This is a genomic window from Nitrospira sp. (assembly GCA_024760545.1).
GTDB lineage: Bacteria > Nitrospirota > Nitrospiria > Nitrospirales > Nitrospiraceae > Nitrospira_D.
In genome coordinates this window covers 3,023,196-3,042,678 of sequence record CP060501.1, presented here as the reverse complement: position 1 = coordinate 3,042,678, position 19,483 = coordinate 3,023,196, and the positions used below count along the sequence as shown (strand labels likewise).

The 19,483-nt window shown below is 56.6% G+C and carries 16 protein-coding genes; 2 read left to right on the top strand and 14 right to left on the bottom strand.

What is annotated here, in order from left to right:
• Positions 1-4: 4 nt before the first annotated feature.
• From H8K03_14295 to H8K03_14280, 4 genes are all read right to left on the bottom strand, one after another.
• Positions 5-1,687 carry a formate--tetrahydrofolate ligase gene (locus tag H8K03_14295; protein UVT18972.1) on the bottom strand — a complete coding sequence of 561 codons (1,683 nt, stop codon included), beginning with the start codon at positions 1,685-1,687 and terminating at the stop codon, positions 5-7.
• Positions 1,688-1,832: 145 nt separating this feature from the next.
• Positions 1,833-2,852, bottom strand: coding sequence for a M23 family metallopeptidase (locus H8K03_14290; protein UVT18971.1), 1,020 nt, complete (start codon positions 2,850-2,852; stop codon positions 1,833-1,835).
• 130 nt (positions 2,853-2,982) lie between these two features.
• Positions 2,983-3,312, bottom strand: a complete 330-nt coding sequence (locus H8K03_14285) for a divalent-cation tolerance protein CutA (protein UVT18970.1) — start codon at positions 3,310-3,312, stop codon at positions 2,983-2,985.
• A gap of 296 nt (positions 3,313-3,608) precedes the next feature.
• Complete coding sequence (locus tag H8K03_14280; protein UVT18969.1) at positions 3,609-4,976, bottom strand: M20/M25/M40 family metallo-hydrolase; 1,368 nt, start codon at positions 4,974-4,976, stop codon at positions 3,609-3,611.
• Between the two features lie 106 nt (positions 4,977-5,082).
• Here H8K03_14280 and H8K03_14275 point away from each other — a divergent pair, with 106 nt between their 5' ends.
• Positions 5,083-5,550 (top strand): hypothetical protein, encoded by a 468-nt coding sequence (locus H8K03_14275; GenBank protein ID UVT18968.1) that lies wholly within the window; start codon positions 5,083-5,085, stop codon positions 5,548-5,550.
• Positions 5,551-5,683: 133 nt separating this feature from the next.
• On the top strand, positions 5,684-6,430 hold the full coding sequence (locus H8K03_14270; GenBank protein ID UVT18967.1) for a hypothetical protein: 747 nt from the start codon (positions 5,684-5,686) through the stop codon (positions 6,428-6,430).
• Here H8K03_14270 and H8K03_14265 read toward each other — a convergent pair.
• The 10 genes from H8K03_14265 to H8K03_14220 all read right to left on the bottom strand — a co-directional run bounded on the left by H8K03_14265 (position 6,422) and on the right by H8K03_14220 (position 19,383).
• Complete coding sequence (locus H8K03_14265; protein ID UVT18966.1) at positions 6,422-7,687, bottom strand: porin; 1,266 nt, start codon at positions 7,685-7,687, stop codon at positions 6,422-6,424. The two genes, H8K03_14270 and H8K03_14265, sit on opposite strands and share 9 nt — an antisense overlap.
• 120 nt (positions 7,688-7,807) lie before the next feature.
• Positions 7,808-8,500, bottom strand: coding sequence for a response regulator (locus H8K03_14260; GenBank protein ID UVT18965.1), 693 nt, complete (start codon positions 8,498-8,500; stop codon positions 7,808-7,810).
• A gap of 34 nt (positions 8,501-8,534) precedes the next feature.
• Positions 8,535-11,237 (bottom strand): sensor histidine kinase KdpD, encoded by a 2,703-nt coding sequence (locus tag H8K03_14255; GenBank protein UVT18964.1) that lies wholly within the window; start codon positions 11,235-11,237, stop codon positions 8,535-8,537.
• A gap of 289 nt (positions 11,238-11,526) precedes the next feature.
• Positions 11,527-12,102 (bottom strand): potassium-transporting ATPase subunit KdpC, encoded by a 576-nt coding sequence (kdpC, locus tag H8K03_14250; protein ID UVT18963.1) that lies wholly within the window; start codon positions 12,100-12,102, stop codon positions 11,527-11,529.
• A gap of 39 nt (positions 12,103-12,141) precedes the next feature.
• Positions 12,142-14,259 carry a potassium-transporting ATPase subunit KdpB gene (gene kdpB, locus H8K03_14245; GenBank protein UVT18962.1) on the bottom strand — a complete coding sequence of 706 codons (2,118 nt, stop codon included), beginning with the start codon at positions 14,257-14,259 and terminating at the stop codon, positions 12,142-12,144.
• Positions 14,260-14,276: 17 nt separating this feature from the next.
• Positions 14,277-16,082, bottom strand: a complete 1,806-nt coding sequence (gene kdpA, locus H8K03_14240; GenBank protein ID UVT22491.1) for a potassium-transporting ATPase subunit KdpA — start codon at positions 16,080-16,082, stop codon at positions 14,277-14,279.
• On the bottom strand, positions 16,082-16,171 hold the full coding sequence (kdpF, locus tag H8K03_14235) for a K(+)-transporting ATPase subunit F (protein UVT18961.1): 90 nt from the start codon (positions 16,169-16,171) through the stop codon (positions 16,082-16,084). Before kdpF ends, kdpA begins: the two co-directional genes overlap by 1 nt.
• Before the next feature lie 270 nt (positions 16,172-16,441).
• Positions 16,442-17,194 carry a zinc ribbon domain-containing protein gene (locus H8K03_14230; protein ID UVT18960.1) on the bottom strand — a complete coding sequence of 251 codons (753 nt, stop codon included), beginning with the start codon at positions 17,192-17,194 and terminating at the stop codon, positions 16,442-16,444.
• Between the two features lie 354 nt (positions 17,195-17,548).
• The gene (locus tag H8K03_14225) at positions 17,549-18,529 is read right to left on the bottom strand and encodes a site-2 protease family protein (GenBank protein UVT18959.1); all 981 of its coding nucleotides are present in this window, start codon (positions 18,527-18,529) and stop codon (positions 17,549-17,551) included.
• Between the two features lie 11 nt (positions 18,530-18,540).
• Complete coding sequence (locus H8K03_14220; protein ID UVT18958.1) at positions 18,541-19,383, bottom strand: MBL fold metallo-hydrolase; 843 nt, start codon at positions 19,381-19,383, stop codon at positions 18,541-18,543.
• Positions 19,384-19,483: the final 100 nt, after the last annotated feature.

Below are 19,483 nucleotides of genomic sequence, written 5' to 3'. Positions count from 1 at the left end.
CCCTTCACGAAAGTCCCACAATGTTTCCGCTTGTTGCGTCAAGACTGATCCGCTCACCTGCCGGCTTCTTGGGCAATCCCGGCATCAATTGAATCCCCGAACAAACCGCAGTCACGAATCCCGCTCCGGCCAAAATACGCAGTTCCCGAATGGGAACCGTGAATCCGGTCGGCCTCCCCTTTAATGTGGGATCGTGTGACAACGACAGCGGAGTTTTGGCCATGCAGACTGGTAAACCACCGAATCCCAATGCTTCTGCGGTGTCAATCTGACGCTCCGCCTCCGGCTCAAACTTGACCCCCGCTGCCCCATACATCTGCGTAGCAATGGTTTCGATCTTTTCTCTGATCGGCCAGGATAATTCGTAGAGAGGTCTGAAATGGGCCGGCTTCTCGGATGCTTTGGCAACCGCAGCTGCCAGCTGTTCGGCCCCCTTCCCGCCGTCAGCCCAGTGGGTTGATACCGCCGCATCCACAGCCCCCATCTTCAGCGACTGTTCTCGAACCCAATCCAACTCATCCTGGGGATCACTCTTGAAGGCGTTCACCGCGACAACAACCGGGACTCCATGCGCCAGTACGTTGGCGACATGCTGTTCGAGATTGGAGATTCCCTTCGATAACGCTTCCTGATTCGGCCCCGTCAAACTTGCGGGTAGCGCAACGCCGGCCTTGGCAACACCTCCACCGCCATGGAGTTTCAAAGCCCTTAATGTCGCCACCACCACCGCCACCGTCGGTGTGAATCCCGACACCCGGCACTTAATATTAAAAAACTTCTCTGCCCCAAGATCGCTGCCGAAACCCGCCTCTGTCACAACGAAATCCGCACATCTCAAAGCAATCGCATCGGATATGACTGAGCAGTTGCCGTGCGCAATGTTGCCGAAGGGGCCTGTATGGACGAATGCAGGAGTCCCTTCGAGGGTTTGGACCAGGTTCGGCTTTAGGGCGTCCTTCAGCAGCACAACCATTGATCCCACACAACCGAGCTCTTCGGCTGTGACTGGCGCACCTGATTTCGTAAGCCCCACCACAATTCGGCCAAGTCGGCCACGGAGGTCTCGGTGATCCTTTGCCAAGGCCAGCGCCGTCATAATTTCTGATGCCTCGGTAATGACAAACTGCCCCAGGCGCCTGCCTGACTCCTCTCCCAGCAAGACCTCCCTGAGAGCTCGATCACTGATACATAGAGTCCGAGGCCATGTGACCCGTTGAGGATCGATCGAGAGTGCATTTCCGTGAAACAGATGATTGTCGAGGAACGCTGAGAGGAGATTATGGCTGGCGGCGACTGCATGGGCATCCCCGGTCAGGTGAAGGTTGATATCCTCCATCGGAATAACTTGGGCGCGCCCTCCGCCGGTACCGCCGCCCTTCACTCCAAACACGGGCCCGAGAGAGGGCTGCCGAAGGGTCAGCGCCGTCCTATGCCCTAGCCGTGAGAGCCCCATGGCAAGGCCTATGGAGGTCGTCGTCTTCCCTTCTCCTAAGGGTGTTGGATTAATCGCTGTAACAAGGACATACCGTCCCTTCGGCACTGACCGGAGACGATCCAATACCTGCAGGGAGACTTTTGCCTTGTCGCGACCATACAGGGTGAGCTCTTCGGGACGTATCCCGAGCTGGGAACCGATATCGACGATAGGGCGGGGATTGACAGACTGCGCGATGTCGAGGTCGGTCAAGGGCTGTCTTTCTACTTTACGCTTTAGATGATACCTGACGGTAATAATACAGCATGGAGTCTCGCCAAGAACTGGATTGGAGTGAGGTTAGCGACCTTGGATGGGAACAACTCAAACTCTCACACTGAGAACGTCTGACTCTCTGTTACTCTAGGATGTACTTGGTGGGGTCTAGTGCCTGTCCGTTCAATTTCACCATGTAGTGGAGGTGAGGACCCGTGGAAAGGCCCGAGCTCCCGACAAGCGCAATGACGTCGCCGCGATCGACTCTCTGGCCTTCTTTCACCAGTGCCTTCGCCAGGTGCCCATAAAGAGTTTCAACTCCGTAGCCATGGTCAACACGAACCATGTGCCCAAGCTTAGGATCGTACCCTATGGATGTAATCCTTCCTTGAGCGGGAGCACGGACCGGAGTGTTTGGCGCGGCTCCGATATCCAATCCGTCATGCCAGGCTGGTTTTTCCGTAAACGGAGAAATTCGAGGACCAAACCCCGACGTTACCCACCCTCTCACAGGCCAAATCGAAGGTGTCGAGGCCCAGCGAGTTGAGCGTTGCTCGGCAGCTTGCGATAACTCGTTCAACATGCGCTCTTGCGCCGTCGCGGCTTTCGAAAGCCATTCCAGGCCTTCCTTGACCGCGGCCACTGCCGCCACGTCATTTGGAGATGGTTCGATGCTGGCAGAGGATTGCTCGGGAGTTCCCTCCGTACGCTCCATAGAGCTTGGCATGGGGTCCATGGGATTGTTCCCGTTGGCGCGGGGTATACCCCCTTCCTCAGGAAGCGGCACTTCCTCACCACCTCGACCATTGACCATATCGCCTGACTTAGGAACCTCTATTCCGAGCATGACCCGAAGTCTTTGATTTACCTCATTCATGGCCCCAATGCGTTTCTTCAGATCGTCAATGGCGCTCGTGAATGCCGCAGTCTGCTCTCGTGCACTCATTGCTTCAGTACGAAAGGCAGCCAGTTCCCATACTTCTCCCGTTCTAATAACGTAGTGAGAGACCACAAGGAGATCGGCAAGAACGACCAGCCCTACACACACAAGCAACCTACGGAGAAGCTTCTTTGAAAAGCTGAAGCGAAGGGGTTTTGCAGTGGACCCTCGAAAAACTACGACCGTATAGGCATCGCCCTCTGGACCGTTTGTTTGCCCCATAGTCTTCGCCCCCCTACCTCTACCTATCCATCGCTCGGTTCGACTGATCTCGCCCGGCAAATTACCGAATTAATCATGTATGGTCAATGCTTAAAATAGTGTTTCGGCCAAACAGTTTCAACCACATTATCTAGGAGGTCTCACGTTGAACCCACTCAAGATACGGTGGAAACCCTTTAATTACCGGAAGGGCTATGATTTCCGGCACTTTGTAAGAATGCATCTTTTGGATTGTCTCCTGTAGGGAAGTGAATTTATCCGAGGTGGTCTTGATCAGGAGTAGCGCTTCCTGATCATCCACGATTTTCCCCTCCCACCAATATATTGAGCGAACCGTGGGAATCGTTGATGCGCAGGCTGCGAGGTGAGATTTGACCAGTTGATCGGCAATCTTGATCGCTTCATCTTGGCTTGGCGTTGTGACCATAACAACTACCACATTGGTCGTTTCGGTATCCATGGGATGCTCAGGATACCCAAGAGCCTTTATACAATCAACTTTAGCATTGCCACCACTGCGACCATCCCTAGACCTCTGACATATGCTTCAGCAACATCCATGCCCAGCCTGGAAAGCCTCCTGCCAGGTATCATATTGATTTGCAATGAATTAGGGCAGCTTCCTCGCCTGAGCATAGAGCCATCCAGTCAACGGCAAGATGAGAAACGACACGGCCAAACAATTTTTGCGAAACAATGTTCAAAAACCGACCATTTGCCCCCTCGGCAGGATGTTCAAACTGCCCAAAACAGGCTCTATCCTTTTCTTATCTTTGCTAATTCCGAGAAATAGTGCGCGAACGCCTTCATTCCGCCGGAGGCTTGCCCCCAATCATAATATTCGTTGGGAGCGTGATACCCATGTTCCGGCAAGCTCAAACCCATGAAGAGGATCGGAGCCTTCCAGGCTTTCTGCATGGTGACCACTGCGCCGATTGATCCTCCTTCTCGCACAAAGGCCGGATCCTTACCGAACCCTGCTTTTATGGCGCGCTTCACACAATCCACGTAGGGCCCGGCAAAATCACCCTTAAATGGCTGAAGCATGCCTTCTCGTTCCACTTTCACGCTGGGATTCACGCGAGCCACATGCTTCTTCAGCAGGGCAAATACCCTTTCGGGCGTCTGGTTTGGGACCAGGCGCATACTGACCTTGAGTTCGGCATGACCAGGCACAACCGTTTTAACGCCTTGCCCATGGTATCCCCCGCTGAGACCATGAATCTCAAAGGTCGGAGATGCCCAAATTCTTCGCATGATATCGGCGGGATCTTTCGTGCGCAGAGATCTGAATCCGTAGGCTTCCTTGAAACGGCTTACTTGAAAGCCGGACTTGAGGAAATTCCTGATCTCCTCCTTCGTAGGTTCAACGACCTCGTCATAAAATCCCGGTATCTTCACTCTTCCGGTCTTGGCATCGAGGCAGGTATTCGCGACCTCCATCAACTCAGCCAGGGGGTTGCGAGCTGCGCCTCCGGTCACACCCGAATGTGCGTCTTTCTCCCCGGTGCGCAAGACCAGTCGCGCGCCGAGCAGACCGCGCAAGCCGTATGGTACCGCAGGCCGTCCCTTGGCAATCCAGATGGTATCCGAGACGACGACGGAATCCGGTCTTGGGACGGCCGCGCCGTCCTTAAGACCCTCGGCAAAATGCGGACTCCCGATCTCTTCTTCCAGTTCCCACAGAAAACGGATGTTGATCGGCAACCCTTGCTCGATGACATATCGAGCACCGAACAACGCCGTAAGAGCCGGCCCCTTATCATCGGTGGCGCCTCGACCATGGTACATGCCGTGCTCATTCCTAAACTCGAACGGCGCTTGCTTCCATTCCGGCTCCTGCGCCGGTTGCACATCCAGATGGTTGTAGATCGTGACGGTCGGATGCTCAGCCCCTGTTGTCCATCCACCAGAGATGAGAGGATATCCACCGGTTTCTACCACTTGCACCTTGGCGCCTATTCCCGCCAAATACTGAGCCGCGAGATCGGCCATGCGCCGCATATCGCTGGTTCGGGATGAGTCCATACTGATCGACGGAACCTTCACCATCTGACCCAAGAAATCCTCAAATCCCGGCCGCGATTCGTTTATGAACGTCCGGAGCTGCCGCTCATTCACCATACGAGTGATCCTCCTTGACTGAAACTGGTGGATTATAGCGATCACGAATTGGAAGAGAAAGCGCCGCGGGATTCAATCGAAGATGATAGAATGCCGTTCATCCATCATGATCACGCAGGTCCGTGTTGTCGCTCATTTTGTAGGCTTCATGCTGATGTTCATGACAACCGGCACACCGCTACTCTTGTGGGCAGAGGAACCGATCAGCATCCAGCAGATACTTGATGAGCCACGGGGCTACCACCTTCGGCATGTCACGTTGCAGGGCATCGTGCGTGATGTGCAGCCCTTGGCCCCCTACACAGTTCCGAATGGAGACAGTTGTTATGGAGCCTACTTGTTTCGCCTCGAAGAGGATGCTGCGACTATCCCAGTGGCAGTATTGGGTATTTGCGGCAGACCCCTCGTCCGTGACCCGGAAGTTGAGGAGGGAGATCGCGTCGAAGTGGGTGCCACGATTCAGGCACCGAGTCATGGAGGATACTACCTCAGTTTCAAAGGGTTGAAGGTGGTGACTGAAGAAGAAGGAGTCGTGCAGGCAGTGGCCGATCGCATTCTCCCAATCGCGGATTAGGTCCTTCCTTCCGATAACCTGCGGGCATTCCATCGAGTGGCCGTGTAAACAGCCTTTGGGGAGACATGTGGTCGAATTCATCATCGGGTTCAGAGATGGAAGCGAATTCTGATAGCGTGAGGCGCTTGGCCCAATGAGTGCGTGGGTAGTAGGACTACGCTTCTCGATCGCCCTTGCACTGACCATGACCGTATCGGCCGGCTGCGCGAAGAGCCACGGGTTCGATCAGGCTGCGATGATCGAAGCCCTTCGCGTAGATCCCGCTCCTAATCACAAGAACACGCCTCTCGCAAGCCAAGAATCTCGTCTCTCTCCGCCATTTCGCCTCGGTGTGTTTTTTGCGGATCACGACTTTCCAAGTCGACCATCCATCAGCAAAGTCGAATGGCTGAGTGCGGATCGAGACCAGCTTCTCCGCCAGCTGATGCCATTGCGCGATCAGCACATACTGGCTGACACGTTCGTCCTGATGGATGCGACATTGCGAGCGGAGAACATCCGTGGAGTCAGACAACTCGGCGCGCGTTATGGCGCCGATCTGGTCTTGCTTGTAGATGGTGCGGGCGCGGTCGATCGGTACAACAACCGGTATGCGTGGTTTTATCCAACCCTGATCGGCGCCTATCTCGCTCCCGGCACTGAAAGCACCGCGTTAGTCATGGTCACCGGAAGCTTGTTGGCTGTCCGTTCCGAGTGGCAGGCACCCATCCAGTCAGCGGAAGGAGTCGCAAAGCTGGTCGGCTCGGCGGTCTTGGTCGAGGATACCGCCGCTCTCAAAGAAGCCAAATCGCACGCCATTGAAGGAATCAGCAAGCGCATCGTCGATCAGCTCCCGTTATGGACAGAAGCGTTCTCGCACTCCATCCCCCACTCACGGTGAATCCAAGCTTAGAAGCATTCCCAGTAAGAACAGGTGTTGCCCTGGCGCAAGTTCATTTACACCGGGACGGATCTCGCCGTTCTTGAAAAACCCGCCTCCAACTCCAGTTGATTCATCGTAACGATGTTCGACTCGTATGATCGTATTCATCCATTTGTACGGGAACTTGTACTCGACGGTAGACGTGATGGCCTTTACGAACTGCTCGGCTCCTGTCCACCGGCCATTCCGGTCCCAGTAAAACTCAGGCCGCAGCGCCACAGACCAAGGACCGGTGACATGCCATCTCACCACCACGTTGCCTCCCATGACAAAGGTTCGTGGGCTGCCAGGTTGACCGGCGATGCTCTCTGTTCCGACATCAAAGGACGCCGCCACCGTCACATCGTCACCTTTCCATTCCAGAATGTGATTTCCATACAGACGCCAGAACTCCAAGGATGTTTGCCTCTGATCCGGTCCTCCGTAAAGTGTTTGGATCAGCGTGAACCGTGGCGTGGCTTTCCAGATCCATCTCCCCCCGTAGCTCGGGAGATCGTTCGGGTGCGCGAGATGATAATAACTGTTGACGACAAAAGCAGTGATGGTGAAATTCTCATTCACCGGATACTGAGCATTCACACCGAACATCATGTACGGCGTATTGTCCGCGATCCATGACCGCGTGTAGTTGGCGTTATCCTTTGCGTAGAGTGACTCGTACCCCATCAAACTGTTGAACAGGCCGGCGGTGATCAGCATTCCCCTTCCGACCGGAGCCAGGTACGACACATTCCCCCGGTGCACATGTCTGAGCACGTCCGCCCCATCGACTCGCCTTTCACCAGCCAGGAATGCAAACTCTTCCGAATCTCGACCGCCTTGGAAGCCAAGCTCCATGCCCCAACGCGAAGACTCTCCCGCATCCTTTCGCACATACGCCAACCCCATGTTGGGTGAAACCTCGTTATGGTGGAATGCGGTGGTCCGACTGCGCCAGAGGTGGTTGTCGGGAAAATTGAAATTCCCGATGTAACTCACATCGAGATAGGCGCCATAGTGCCAGTTGGCCGTCCCGGCATCTGCGGAATTCGACGGACGATCCAGAGACGTGGGATTTTCCTTCGACTGCTGGCTCAAGTCCTGAGCCTCGGAGACAGGCGCCGTTGCGAGTACCGCACAGACGATCACCAAGCAATAGAGATGTTCGCAGAATCGGTCTCGTTGACCGATTATCTTCTGATCAACCGGAGAGAACTGACCAGCGCCTACCCGCATTATGTGCGCCCTCGGAAGAACCGGTAGAAGCTCGACACACAAACTATACTGGGTCAGGCATCAAAACGGGATAAAAACCAATGCCGCGACTGTAAGGACGGCGTCAGGATCGGCCTCAGATCATTCTGTCCGGAGTCGATATCCAACTCCAAGCTCCGTGACAAGATAGCGGGGATGGGCGGGGGTCTTCTCCAGTTTGTTTCTCAACTGGCGCATATACACACGCAGATAATGACCTTCTTCCACATGGAGCGGGCCCCAGACTTCCTTCAACAGCTGACGGTGGGTCAGCACCTTACCGGCATACCGGATCAAGGTGGTGAGCAGCTTATATTCGATCGGGGTCAGATGAACTTCTTTCCCTGAAACAAACACCTGCCGACGCCCGAGATCTGCCTTCAGATCGCCGAGGGTAAACACTGATTCACCGCTTTCGGCTGTTCGGGACGCATGGCGAAGCGCCGCCCGCATCCGCGCAAGGAGTTCGTTCACTCCAAACGGCTTAGTGATGTAGTCGTCCGCGCCCAGGTCGAGCGCCGCCACTTTCGCCTGTTCCTGGTCTCGAGCCGACAGCACAATGATGGGAATCTGCGTCCACTCCCGCAGTTGGCGAATCATCTCGGTTCCATCGAGATCCGGAAGCCCGAGATCCAGAAGGATGAGATCCGGGTTTCTCGCCTTGGTTTCGATGAGCCCATCCTTCCCCGTCGCGGCTTCATGGAGTCGGAAACCATGCGCCGGCAAGGAAGTTCTAAGAAACCGCCGGATCTCCGGTTCATCCTCGATCAGGAGTATCGTTGCTTGTTGTGACATAAGACCTCACACTTCTCGCGTCACCCCTTCCCGGTCAACCTGCCGAATTTGCGTCGGCCTCTCGTTCGACAGCCGGTTGCTCGTCCGGCAGGGGGATCGAGAACCGAATCAGCGCACCCCCGCCCGGCCGATTTTGAGCCCAGATCCGTCCGCCATGCGCTTCAACGATGCCACGACAAATGGTCAGCCCCAGCCCGACTCCTCCCTCCCGAGCGGATTTTCCGCGATAAAACTTATCAAAAATCAGTGCCTCTTCTCCGGCTGGAATGCCGGGTCCCCGATCAGCGACTTCCACGACGACCTGGTGGTCGGTCGTCGACGCCGTCAGACCAATTTCGGTTCCGACAGGCGCATACTTCACCGCATTCTCCACAAGATTGATAATCACTTGCTCCAGGAGTACCCCATCGGCCAACAGCAACGGCAGTTCGGCAGGCAAGTCAGTGTTGACGATATGTTCGGGGAATCGTCCCTCCAGCCTCGAGAGGGCGGCACCGATGATTTCATCCAACGGGTGCCACTCTTTGCTGAGCCGTACGGCTCCCGCTTCCAGCCGCATCATATTAAGAAGATTCCTCAGTAATCGGTCCAGTCGATCAGCCTCTCGATAGATGGATCGAGCGAGATCCTGCCGAGCTGCGACAGTGAGAGCTTCCTGCCCCGCCACCAAACTGCTGGCGGCACCGCTGATGGTCGCGAGCGGCGTTCGCAGGTCGTGGGACACGGAACTGAGAATCGCGCTACGCATGCGCTCGGTTTCGGCCGCCACGTGCGCTTGCTGAGCTTCTTCGGATAACCGAGTCCTTTCGATCGCCAAGGCCGTTTGATTCACCAGGGATTCCAGAAGATGAAGTTGTTCGGGATCGAGCAGGAGTGCAGAGTCCTTGGGCCGTACGGCAATGACTCCGATCGCTCCGCCTGAGCCGACCAACGGGAGATATAATGCGCTGGTCCCCGGCAGCGTATCGGTACCGAATCCGGCTCGCTCATTGTGGTCGAACACCCACTGCGCGACGCCTGACTCCTTCGGGTCCAGCTCAAAATACAACTGTTCGCCGCGCTGGAGCTGTACTCTCTTGTTGGCATCCGCCAGAAAGATAGCGATCTGTGCGTCGAATACCTCTCGGAGATGCGCGACCGCAAGCTGGGTCAGCATGTCCGTTCCCCGATGCGTGGCGAGATCTCGACTCATCGCGTACAGAACTCCGGTGCGTCTTTCCCTGTACCGGGACAAGGCCGCCTGATGATGCAACCGCACCGTGAGATTACTGATGACCAGCGCCACCACTAACATGACTCCGAGGGTCAACAGGTATTGAATGTCCGAGACGGAGAAGGAGTAATACGGCGGCACAAAGAAGAAGTCGAACGTTGCGACACTCAAGGCTGAGGCAAGCACCGATGGGCCGCGGCCGCAACGAATCGCGATGGCGATCACGGCGATGAGATACATCATGATCAGGTTCTCGGCCGAGAAATACGGGAACATCAACCAGTCGATGGCCGTCGCAATCAGCACTCCGAACAACGCGTTGACATACCCGTCCGTTTTACTGGTTCTCGCGAGACTCCGTCGGGCAACCGGTTCGCCTTCGCCCGCTTCACCCGTAATGACGTATACGTCGATGTCCCCGCTCTGATGGACCAGTTCCGATACCACTGAGCCGAAAATCCATTCCTTCCAGAGAGGCCGCACCGGTTTTCCAACGATGATCTTGGTGGCATTACGGCTTCGCGCATAGCTCAGAATTTCCTGGGCGACATGTTCACCGGCTATCGTCACCGCTTCGGCCCCCAACTGCTCCGCCAACCGTAACGTCTGTACCAGACGATCCCGTTCGATTTGCGGTGAGCGCAGGTGCCGGGGAATCTGCACATACACCGCGATCCACTTGGCATGAAGATCCGTGGCCATCTGACGGGCGGCGCGGATCAAACGCGGACCGCGGGGTTTCATGTTCACGCACACCATGATGGTTTCTGCCGCCGGCCAGGTTCGCACCACCGCATGATCGCGTCTATACACTTCCATCTGCTGATCAACCCGTTCGGCAGTGCGCCGCAGGGCGAGTTCACGAAGCGCGATCAGATTGCCCTTCGCAAAAAAATTCTGAATGGCGTGCTGAATCTGTTCCGGAACATAGACCTTGCCGTCTTTGAGTCGTTGGAGGAGGTCATCCGGGGGAAGGTCGATCAACTCCACGTCATCCGCCCGCTCGAGCACAGAATCCGGGATGGTCTCCCGCACGCGCACACCCGTAATCTGCGCAACCACATCATTCAGGCTTTCCAAATGCTGTACGTTCACCGTGGTGTACACCGTGATGCCCGCTTTGAGGATCTCCAGCACATCCTGCCACCGTTTGGCGTGGCGTAAACCCGGTGCGTTGCTGTGTGCGAGTTCATCCATGAGGATAACGGTTGGACGGCGCGCCAGCGCCGCATCGAGATCGAATTCCAGGAGTGTCGTGCCGCGATACTCGACCGCGCGGCGCGGTATGACTTCCAGTCCGCTTACCAGCGTCTCGGTCTCCGTGCGACCATGTGTCTCGACGACACCGATGGCGACGTCCACGCCGTCTCGCCGCTGCTCATGAGCCGCCTCCAGCATGGCATAGGTTTTCCCCACGCCGGGGTTGGCGCCGAAGAACACTTTGAGCTTTCCTTGAAGCTGCCGGGCCTCTTCAGCCTGCACACGCTTGAGCAGCGCGTCGGGATCCGGACGTTGTGTATCCATCGCTGATGTCTAGTCCTAGTTGCCTGAGATATTCCGGCAACGTTCAAACCATGTGCCTGAGGAGTCGGGCGCCCTCCCGCCAATTTTACGTCACTTGGATAGACTTCGGAAATGCTTATGGTTTGGCGAAGGGATTTTGAGGGGGGCGGCGCACCCTACCGCTTGGTGGCAGCCATTTCCACAACAGCCAGATCAAGCAGGCCATCGCCCAAATCGTCAGTAGAAACAGGATGAACAATGACCACACAACAGATCCTCACTGTGTCGAAGATTTCAACGAGGAATTGGTTCAACGGGGTAACGCATCGAGCGCAAGATTCAACAGTAGAACATTGATTCTGCGTTCACCCAGGAATCCGAATTGACGTTCCTCTATGTGTTGAGCCACGAGTGTTCCCACGATGATTTCATCCAGGCCTCTCACACGGGCCACACGCTTGATTTGGTAGAAGGCGGCAGCCGGGCTGATATGGGGGTCCAACCCGCTCCCCGAGGCGGTGACCAGCTCGACAGGAATGGGCACGTCGTTACCGGGATCTGCGACTCGTAAGGCGGCCACTCTGGCTGTGACCGTTTCGATCAGGGCCGGGTTGGTAGGGCCAAGGTTCGACCCTCCCGACGCTGCGGCGTTGTAAGGAAACGGCTCCGTCGCCGACGGACGGCTCCAAAAATACTCCGGTTTGTCAACGTACTGTCCGATCAGCCTGGACCCGATCACCGTGCCTTGATGCACGATCATGCTGCCGTTCGCCTGATCAGGGTAGAACACGTTGGCCAATCCTGTGATGGCCAGCGGATAGATAAGACCCGTCAGGATAGTCAGCAGTAGCAGCATGGTCAGGGTGGGTCGTATGTGTTCCTTCATGCTTTTCCCTCTTTCTCGGCCACCCGGTCGACGTCCTGACTACACCAAATGCAGGGCCACCAAAATCATGTCGATCAGTTTGATGCCGACGAAGGGCACCACCACCCCGCCCAATCCGTAGATCAGGAGATGCCGCCGAAGCAGCAACTCTGCTCCGATCGGTCGATACGTGATGCCTCGTAACGCGAGCGGAATCAGCGCGATGATGACCAGGGCATTGAAGATGACAGCGGACAGGACCGCGCTCTGAGGTGTTGCCAGCCGCATGACATTCAATGTGTTGAGTACCGGATACGTCGTGGCGAAGGCCGCAGGAATGATGGCAAAGTACTTGGCCACATCGTTGGCGATACTGAAGGTGGTCAACGCGCCGCGAGTCATCAGCAACTGTTTGCCGATTTCCACGATTTCAATGAGCTTGGTCGGATTGGAATCCAAATCGACCAGATTCCCGGCTTCCTTCGCCGCTTGCGTTCCCGTATTCATGGCGACCGCCACATCGGCCTGTGCCAGGGCCGGCGCGTCGTTCGTTCCGTCTCCTGTCATAGCCACGAGACGACCTTGAGATTGAAGGTCGCGGATCAGCTGCAGTTTGGCTTCCGGGGTTGCTTGCGCCAGAAAATCATCGACCCCGGCCTCTGCCGCCACGGCCGCGGCGGTTAGCGGGTTGTCGCCGGTGATCATGACCGTCTTGATACCCATTCGGCGCAACTCACCGAAGCGCTCCCTAATCCCCCCCTTCACGACATCCTGCAGCCGGATCACGCCGAGCACCTTGGCCTTCTCTGCCACCACGAGCGGTGTTCCACCTTGTTTGGCGATCGCTTCGACATGGAGCTGGACAACGTGGGGAAAGCGTCCTCCCTGGGACGTCACATAAGCCTCGATGGCATCCGCTGATCCCTTGCGTATGTGCCTTCCATCCAGGTTGACCCCGCTCATCCGCGTCTGGGCGGTGAAGGGAATGAATGTGGCACCCATCTCCTGGATGTCTCGCGCGCGCAATCCATACTTCTCCTTTGCGAGCACGACGATGCTGCGGCCTTCCGGCGTCTCATCCGCCAGCGACGAGAGCTGGGCTGCATCCGCCAGCGTGTGGGCGTCTATTCCTTCCGCCGGAAGAAAAGCGGTCGCCTGACGGTTGCCCAAGGTGATGGTCCCGGTCTTATCAAGCAACAGAACGTCCACGTCGCCTGCCGCTTCAACAGCTTTTCCCGACATCGCGATGACGTTGGCTTGCACCATGCGGTCCATTCCGGCAATCCCAATGGCTGAGAGAAGAGCCCCGATGGTCGTCGGAATCAGACAGACCAAGAGTGCGACCAACACGGTGACCGTAATGGGCGTCCCCTGTCCCATGGCCTGCACGCTGTACAGAGAGAACGGCAACAGGGTGACCGTAGCCAGCAGGAACATGATCGTAAGCGCTGCCAGCAGAATGGTCAGGGCAATTTCATTCGGCGTTTTCTGGCGCTTGGCTCCTTCGACCATCGCGATCATTCGATCCAGGAAGCTTTCTCCAGGGGTGGCCGTGACACGAACGATGAGCCAGTCGGACAGTACCTTCGTGCCCCCCGTAACGGCGCTCCGGTCACCGCCGCTTTCTCGAATGACGGGCGCGCTCTCACCCGTGATAGCGCTCTCGTTCACTGACGCCACCCCCACCACGACCTCGCCATCGGCGGGGATGAAATCTCCGGCCTCCACGAGGAACACATCCCCTTGCTTGAGTTGATTCGCTGACACGACGCTGAAGGTATCGCCTCGCTGAAACTGACGGTTCCGCACGGCACGATGCTCGCTGTCGAAATCAACCGAACCAAGTTTCTTGGCGCTGAGCTCCCGGCGCGCGCGCCGCAGCGAATCGGCCTGGGCCTTTCCTCGACCTTCCGCCATCGCTTCCGCAAAGTTTCCGAACAGGACCGTGAACCACAACCAGAGGGCGACGGCAAGAATGAACCGGGCCGGAGCTTCCCCCGCTCCGGCCATCGCTTGCAGAAACAGGAGGGTCGTCACGACACTTCCAACCCACACCACGAACATGACGGGGTTTTTAACCTGGTGGCGGGGGTCAAGTTTGAGGACGGCGGCCTGCAACGCCTGACTGGTGATCGAGACGTTGAACAATGAGCGGGATGCTTTATGCGAAGCGGCCATGTTCATGTCCATCCTTGTTACCGCCCCCCCATCCTCAGCTCCTCAACGATCGGCCCCAAGGCCAGGGCCGGTAGAAACGTGAGGGCTCCGACCATCACCACGACGCTGATCAAAAGAACAACAAATAAGGGGGTGTGGGTCGGCAAGGTTCCGGGACCAGCCGGAACCAGTTTCTTGCCGGCCAGGGAACTTGCAAGCGCCAGAGTCGGAATAGCGAGCCAGAACCTGGATATCAGCATCGCGATCCCACCGGTGAGGTTGTAAAAAGGAGTATTGGCGTTCAGACCTGCGAACGCGCTTCCGTTGTTGTTGCCCTGGGACGTATAGGCATACAGCACTTCGCTGAACCCGTGAGGACCGGCATTCAAGATCGATGATCGACCTGCTTCAGTGCTGACCGCGACTGCCGTGAGGCCCAAGACGACAATGGGCATGATCAGAATCAGCAGTGCGGCCATTTTCATCTCGTAGGGCTCGATCTTCTTTCCCAGATATTCCGGCGTCCGTCCAACCATCAATCCCGCAACGAACACTGCGATGATAGCGAAGACGATCATGCCGTACAGTCCCGAGCCGACTCCGCCGAAGACCACCTCGCCGAATTGCATGAGGAACAGCGGCACGAGTCCACCCAATGGAGTATACGAATCGTGCATTGAGTTCACCGCGCCATTGGACGCAGCCGTCGTCACAGCAGACCACAGGGCCGAATCGGTAATGCCGAATCGCGTCTCTTTTCCTTCCATGTTGCCGCCGGCTTGGCCGGCTTGAGGCTGCTGATCCACACCGAGTTCGGCAAGCAAGGGATTGCCGCTTTGCTCCGCCCACAACCCGATGGGAACAAAGCAGAACAGAAGGATAGTCATGGCGGCCAGAAGTACCCAGCCTTGGCGGGTATCGTTCACCATCCGACCGAACGTGTAGCAAAGCGAGGCCGGTATGAGAAGAATGGCCAAGACTTCAATGAAATTGGACAGTGGTGTAGCATTCTCGAACGGATGGGCGGAATTCACGTTGAAGAACCCGCCGCCGTTCGTGCCGAGCTGCTTGATCGCGATTTGGGAAGCCACCGGACCTACCGCAATGACTTGCTCAAGTAGGGTTGTGTGTTCGACTATTGGCTTCCCCTGCTCATCGAGGATCGCTTGGCCGTTCCCATCTCTCACGGCTTTGTCGTAACCCGATGGCTGCAGGACGGTCACCGTCCGATATGAATCGAAGGTCTGGACAACTCCCTGGGACACCAGTAGGAGGGATACGAGTAGAGCAAGCGGCAGAAGAATGTAGAGCGTGCTACGAACCAGATCGCTCCAGAAATTTCCAAGCGTCGTTGACGTGTGACGTCTGAGGCCTCGGATCAATGCGACGAGCACCGCCATCCCGGTGGCTGCGGAGACGAAGTTTTGCACGGTCAGGCCGAGCATCTGGGTCAGGTATGTCAGGGTGGTTTCTCCGCCGTACGCCTGCCAGTTGGTGTTGGTCACGAAACTCACGGCCGTATTAAAGGCCAGGTCAGGAGCGACGGCACCAAGGTGAGCCGGGTTGAGGGGTAACAAACTCTGTAGGCGCTGCAAGCTATACAGCAGCAAGAGCCCCGCTGCATTGAACAGCAGCATGGCTGTCCCATAGTTTTTCCAATCCATTTCATCGGCCGGTCGAACGCCGCAAAACCGGTACATGGTTCGTTCAACGGGAGCGAGGAGATAGTCCAGGCCGCAGGGCGCGCCTTCATAAACTCTCGACATATACCAGCCGAGCGGTTTGACGAGAGCCAGCAGCACGGTAAAAAACACGAGCACTTGCAGAATGGCATTCATCGTCATCAGAACCATTCAGCCTTCAATAACGCGACCATGAGATAGACCAGGAGCCCCGCCGACACCACTCCGCCCAGTGCATACATCGCATTCATCACTATTTTCCTTGCAGGCGATCCAAACCAAATATCAGCCAGGCACAGAACAGAAAGAACCCGATCGACAGCCCGATGGTGATGATGTCCATGGCGGCGTGACTTCCTTTCACAATTACCCTACAAACTTCGCCGTAAAAATGGTGTCAAAATAGACGACCGGATCGCCAAGAAGGGATCAAGACTCGTGCAAAACAAGAAGGCATTGGCGGATGGTTCGCACTTTGACCACAAAAAAGAATGGTATCGGAGCAGTGAAGGTGAGGCGAGTTAGGCGGACAGCCTACGATATTGGCGCAACAAGAGAGCGGCTCCCCAGAGGAAGGAACCGAGCATGAGGAGAATGCCAGCGTTATACGTGAGATGAGCCAACCGGTGATCCCATTCCAATAAGTCCAGCATTGTCAGAATGTTGTTCCAGTCGTGCCCGTCGGTTTCCTTTCCGGTTACTCCGCCGATGAGCATGAGGTCCAGCGCCCGCGCGTCGTTGATGTAAGGAGCGATATCCATCATGCTCTCGGCCGTCCACCACAACGCGACAGAAGCGCCGAACGGGTCGCGGGTCTTGAGAAGAAACGTGCCGAGACAGATGATCGGCATAAGAATCTGACCCAGAGTCCCTCCCAGAATCGTCATGAAACGACCGAATGGGATGAAGATCACATGTCCGGCTTCGTGAAAAGGCAGATTGATCAGATGGAGAAATGATTCACCGGTGTAGTTCGTTTCCAAGGGCGTCACGATGAACTTCCAACCCCACCCGATCATGACCACAAACACGGCTGCCCGACCGTAGAATGTCATCGAATCGGTCGTCGTATCCGATTCGATCAACCACTGCTTGGCCGTCAGAAACCACTGAGAGCGATCGACCGATGGTGAGGATCCTCGAACACGGGCCCTCACCGCATTCGGCCGGTACTTGGCGAAGATGATGCCGCAACGCACGCACTCCTCTGCTTTCTCACTCTGTTCCGCCTGACATTTCGGACAGTGAGTCGTGGATGTGCTTCCTGTGATCATGGACACACTCTAAGATCGTGAGGTGAATCGGACAAGGAAATCCGGAGAACGGGACGAAGTGTTGTTATGCAATTTCCCAATGCGGCAGAGCGAAGGATTGTAAGGTCCGAGGCGCAGGCTGTTCAAAAAGGCCTTCGTTCTCACCCACCCACCCCGGCGCGTCGAGACGCGCTTGTCACCGGGCAAGGCCGCAGTAAGCGAAGAGGTGAGGAGGTACAAACCGCACTTCGTGTGAGCCGTTCGCCCGTAGCATGATTCTTGGCGAACGGATAAACCCCCTTTGAATGGATTATTCCCCACCTTGAGCCTCTGAGCGACGCGAGAACGAAGCTGGAGGGCTTTTTCAACAGTCTGTTAGTGGAAGGAAAAGGGAACTGGGGCAAAGGTCGTGACAAACACCGCTAGCGCAATCCATCCGACAATCGTCCGGTTGCGACCTAGCGGAACATGAGGATCCATGACAGGAGGATGGCCGACGCCCCACAGTCCCGCCATAAAGGCCCACAGAAACCAACCCGACCAGCCGACGAAGCCCAGGATCAACAAGATTGGGAGAAAGGCGAGCGCCATTGTCCGCTGTCGCGAGCCCCACAACGCGTATGCGACATGGCCGCCGTCAAGCTGGCCGATCGGAATGAGATTGAGTGAGGTCACAAAAAGCCCGAACCACGCGGCAAAGCCGATCGGATGCAACACCACGTCAGCTTCAGGCGGTAACGGCCCGATCACCACCCACGACATGAACTGGAGCAGCAAGGGCTCGCCCAAGTGCAAACCATACGTCGCCGTTCGCTCGACGACCGTGGACAAATTGAGCCCGACGATCAGCGCGAGGACGGCGACCACGAAGCCCGCCAAGGGGCCGGCGACGCCGATGTCGAACAACGCACGACGACTGAGAATCGGTCCCCGCATGCGGATGATGGCGCCGAAGGTTCCGATAAAATGAGGCGGCCCCGGAATGAACAGCGGCAAGGAAGCGGGTACTCGGTGGATCCTGGACAACAGATAATGCCCCAACTCGTGTGTGGTGAGAATAAAGAGCAACGCACCGGCAAACGGAATTCCCCGCCAGAGCGTCTCAGGAGAGGTCAGAAGGAAATTCAGGGGGCCGCGCGCCGGTCCGTTATAGACTTGATAGGCACCGGCCCACAGAGTCGTAAAGACGGTCAGGGTAAAGAGGACGACCGGCAATGCCCACTGTGAAAAAAACGACGGCGCTATGTCGTCACCGCTCTCCGCCTCTTCCACAGGCGGTGGCGCAGACTCTTCTCTCGTCTCGATGACGAGACCGTTATCCACATTCTGATGTTCATTCCGCCCGAAGCCGTCCATAACAATCTCGCTTACTGAATCATCGCAAACGGATTGTGATCGAGTTCTTCCTCCACGGTTGTGGCAGGTCCATGTCCGGGCAAGAGACGATAATCCGGGGAAAGAGTCAGTACCCGGCGGCGAACTGAATTGAGATGAGTTGAATGCAACTCCTTGGGATTGGACCGGCCGATTGATCCGGCAAACAGCGTATCACCGACGAAACAGACCGGCAACTGTGCATCATCCACCCGATAGCAGATCCCACCCGGTGTATGTCCCGGCGTCGTCATACATCGGACGGCACGGCGCCCAACCTGGATCGACAATCGATCGCCCGGCACGACCAGCAATTCCGTTCGTGGCCGCCAACTCAATAGGCTCACATCCTCCGGTCCCAGGTACACCGGGACTTCATGTTGGCCCAGAATCTGCTCGATCCCATCCGCATGGTCCGCGTGGCCATGGGTCAAACAAATGCCGATGAGACGCAATCGGTATCGACGAAGCAGATCCAGCATGGCCGGTGCGTTATAAGCCGTATCGACCAACACTGCCTCACCCTCATCATGCACGATGTACCCCTGCACACCATACCCGTTGATGGACCCGTGAACCATTTCCACCCACGGCGGCATGTGCTGCGCAACCGGTTCCCACTTATCGATCGCAATCTGTTCGAGCGGCTCAGCTCGCAGGCCCAAGCCCTTCGCCAAGGCACGCACTTCGGCACGATCCCGCGGCCGATCTCCTCGTTCCAACGCGGTAATATCGCCACCGGGCAATCCCGTCATTCTCGAAACATCGCCGACCGAGAGGCCTTGCCCTGTGCGTGATTTTTTCAGAATATCGCAAAATTCATCTTCGAGCGGCATACACGAGCCTTCTCCACTCAGCGATCGACATAGGGTTGCCAAACCTACCCAGCCACCTTCATTCTCAGTCGATCAATTCGATACAGAGTACCACGACTCT

Coding starts and splice junctions, on each gene's coding strand:
- H8K03_14290 (UVT18971.1), bottom strand. CDS start 2,852: ATGGGGCAAACAAACGGTCCAGAGGGCGATGCCTATACGGTCGTAGTT.
- H8K03_14285 (UVT18970.1), bottom strand. CDS start 3,312: ATGGATACCGAAACGACCAATGTGGTAGTTGTTATGGTCACAACGCCA.
- H8K03_14280 (UVT18969.1), bottom strand. CDS start 4,976: ATGGTGAATGAGCGGCAGCTCCGGACGTTCATAAACGAATCGCGGCCG.
- H8K03_14275 (UVT18968.1), top strand. CDS start 5,083: ATGATCACGCAGGTCCGTGTTGTCGCTCATTTTGTAGGCTTCATGCTG.
- H8K03_14270 (UVT18967.1), top strand. CDS start 5,684: ATGAGTGCGTGGGTAGTAGGACTACGCTTCTCGATCGCCCTTGCACTG.
- H8K03_14265 (UVT18966.1), bottom strand. CDS start 7,687: ATGCGGGTAGGCGCTGGTCAGTTCTCTCCGGTTGATCAGAAGATAATC.
- H8K03_14260 (UVT18965.1), bottom strand. CDS start 8,500: ATGTCACAACAAGCAACGATACTCCTGATCGAGGATGAACCGGAGATC.
- H8K03_14255 (UVT18964.1), bottom strand. CDS start 11,237: ATGGATACACAACGTCCGGATCCCGACGCGCTGCTCAAGCGTGTGCAG.
- kdpC (UVT18963.1), bottom strand. CDS start 12,102: ATGAAGGAACACATACGACCCACCCTGACCATGCTGCTACTGCTGACT.
- kdpB (UVT18962.1), bottom strand. CDS start 14,259: ATGGCCGCTTCGCATAAAGCATCCCGCTCATTGTTCAACGTCTCGATC.
- kdpA (UVT22491.1), bottom strand. CDS start 16,082: ATGACGATGAATGCCATTCTGCAAGTGCTCGTGTTTTTTACCGTGCTG.
- kdpF (UVT18961.1), bottom strand. CDS start 16,171: ATGAATGCGATGTATGCACTGGGCGGAGTGGTGTCGGCGGGGCTCCTG.
- H8K03_14230 (UVT18960.1), bottom strand. CDS start 17,194: ATGATCACAGGAAGCACATCCACGACTCACTGTCCGAAATGTCAGGCG.
- H8K03_14225 (UVT18959.1), bottom strand. CDS start 18,529: ATGGACGGCTTCGGGCGGAATGAACATCAGAATGTGGATAACGGTCTC.
- H8K03_14220 (UVT18958.1), bottom strand. CDS start 19,383: ATGCCGCTCGAAGATGAATTTTGCGATATTCTGAAAAAATCACGCACA.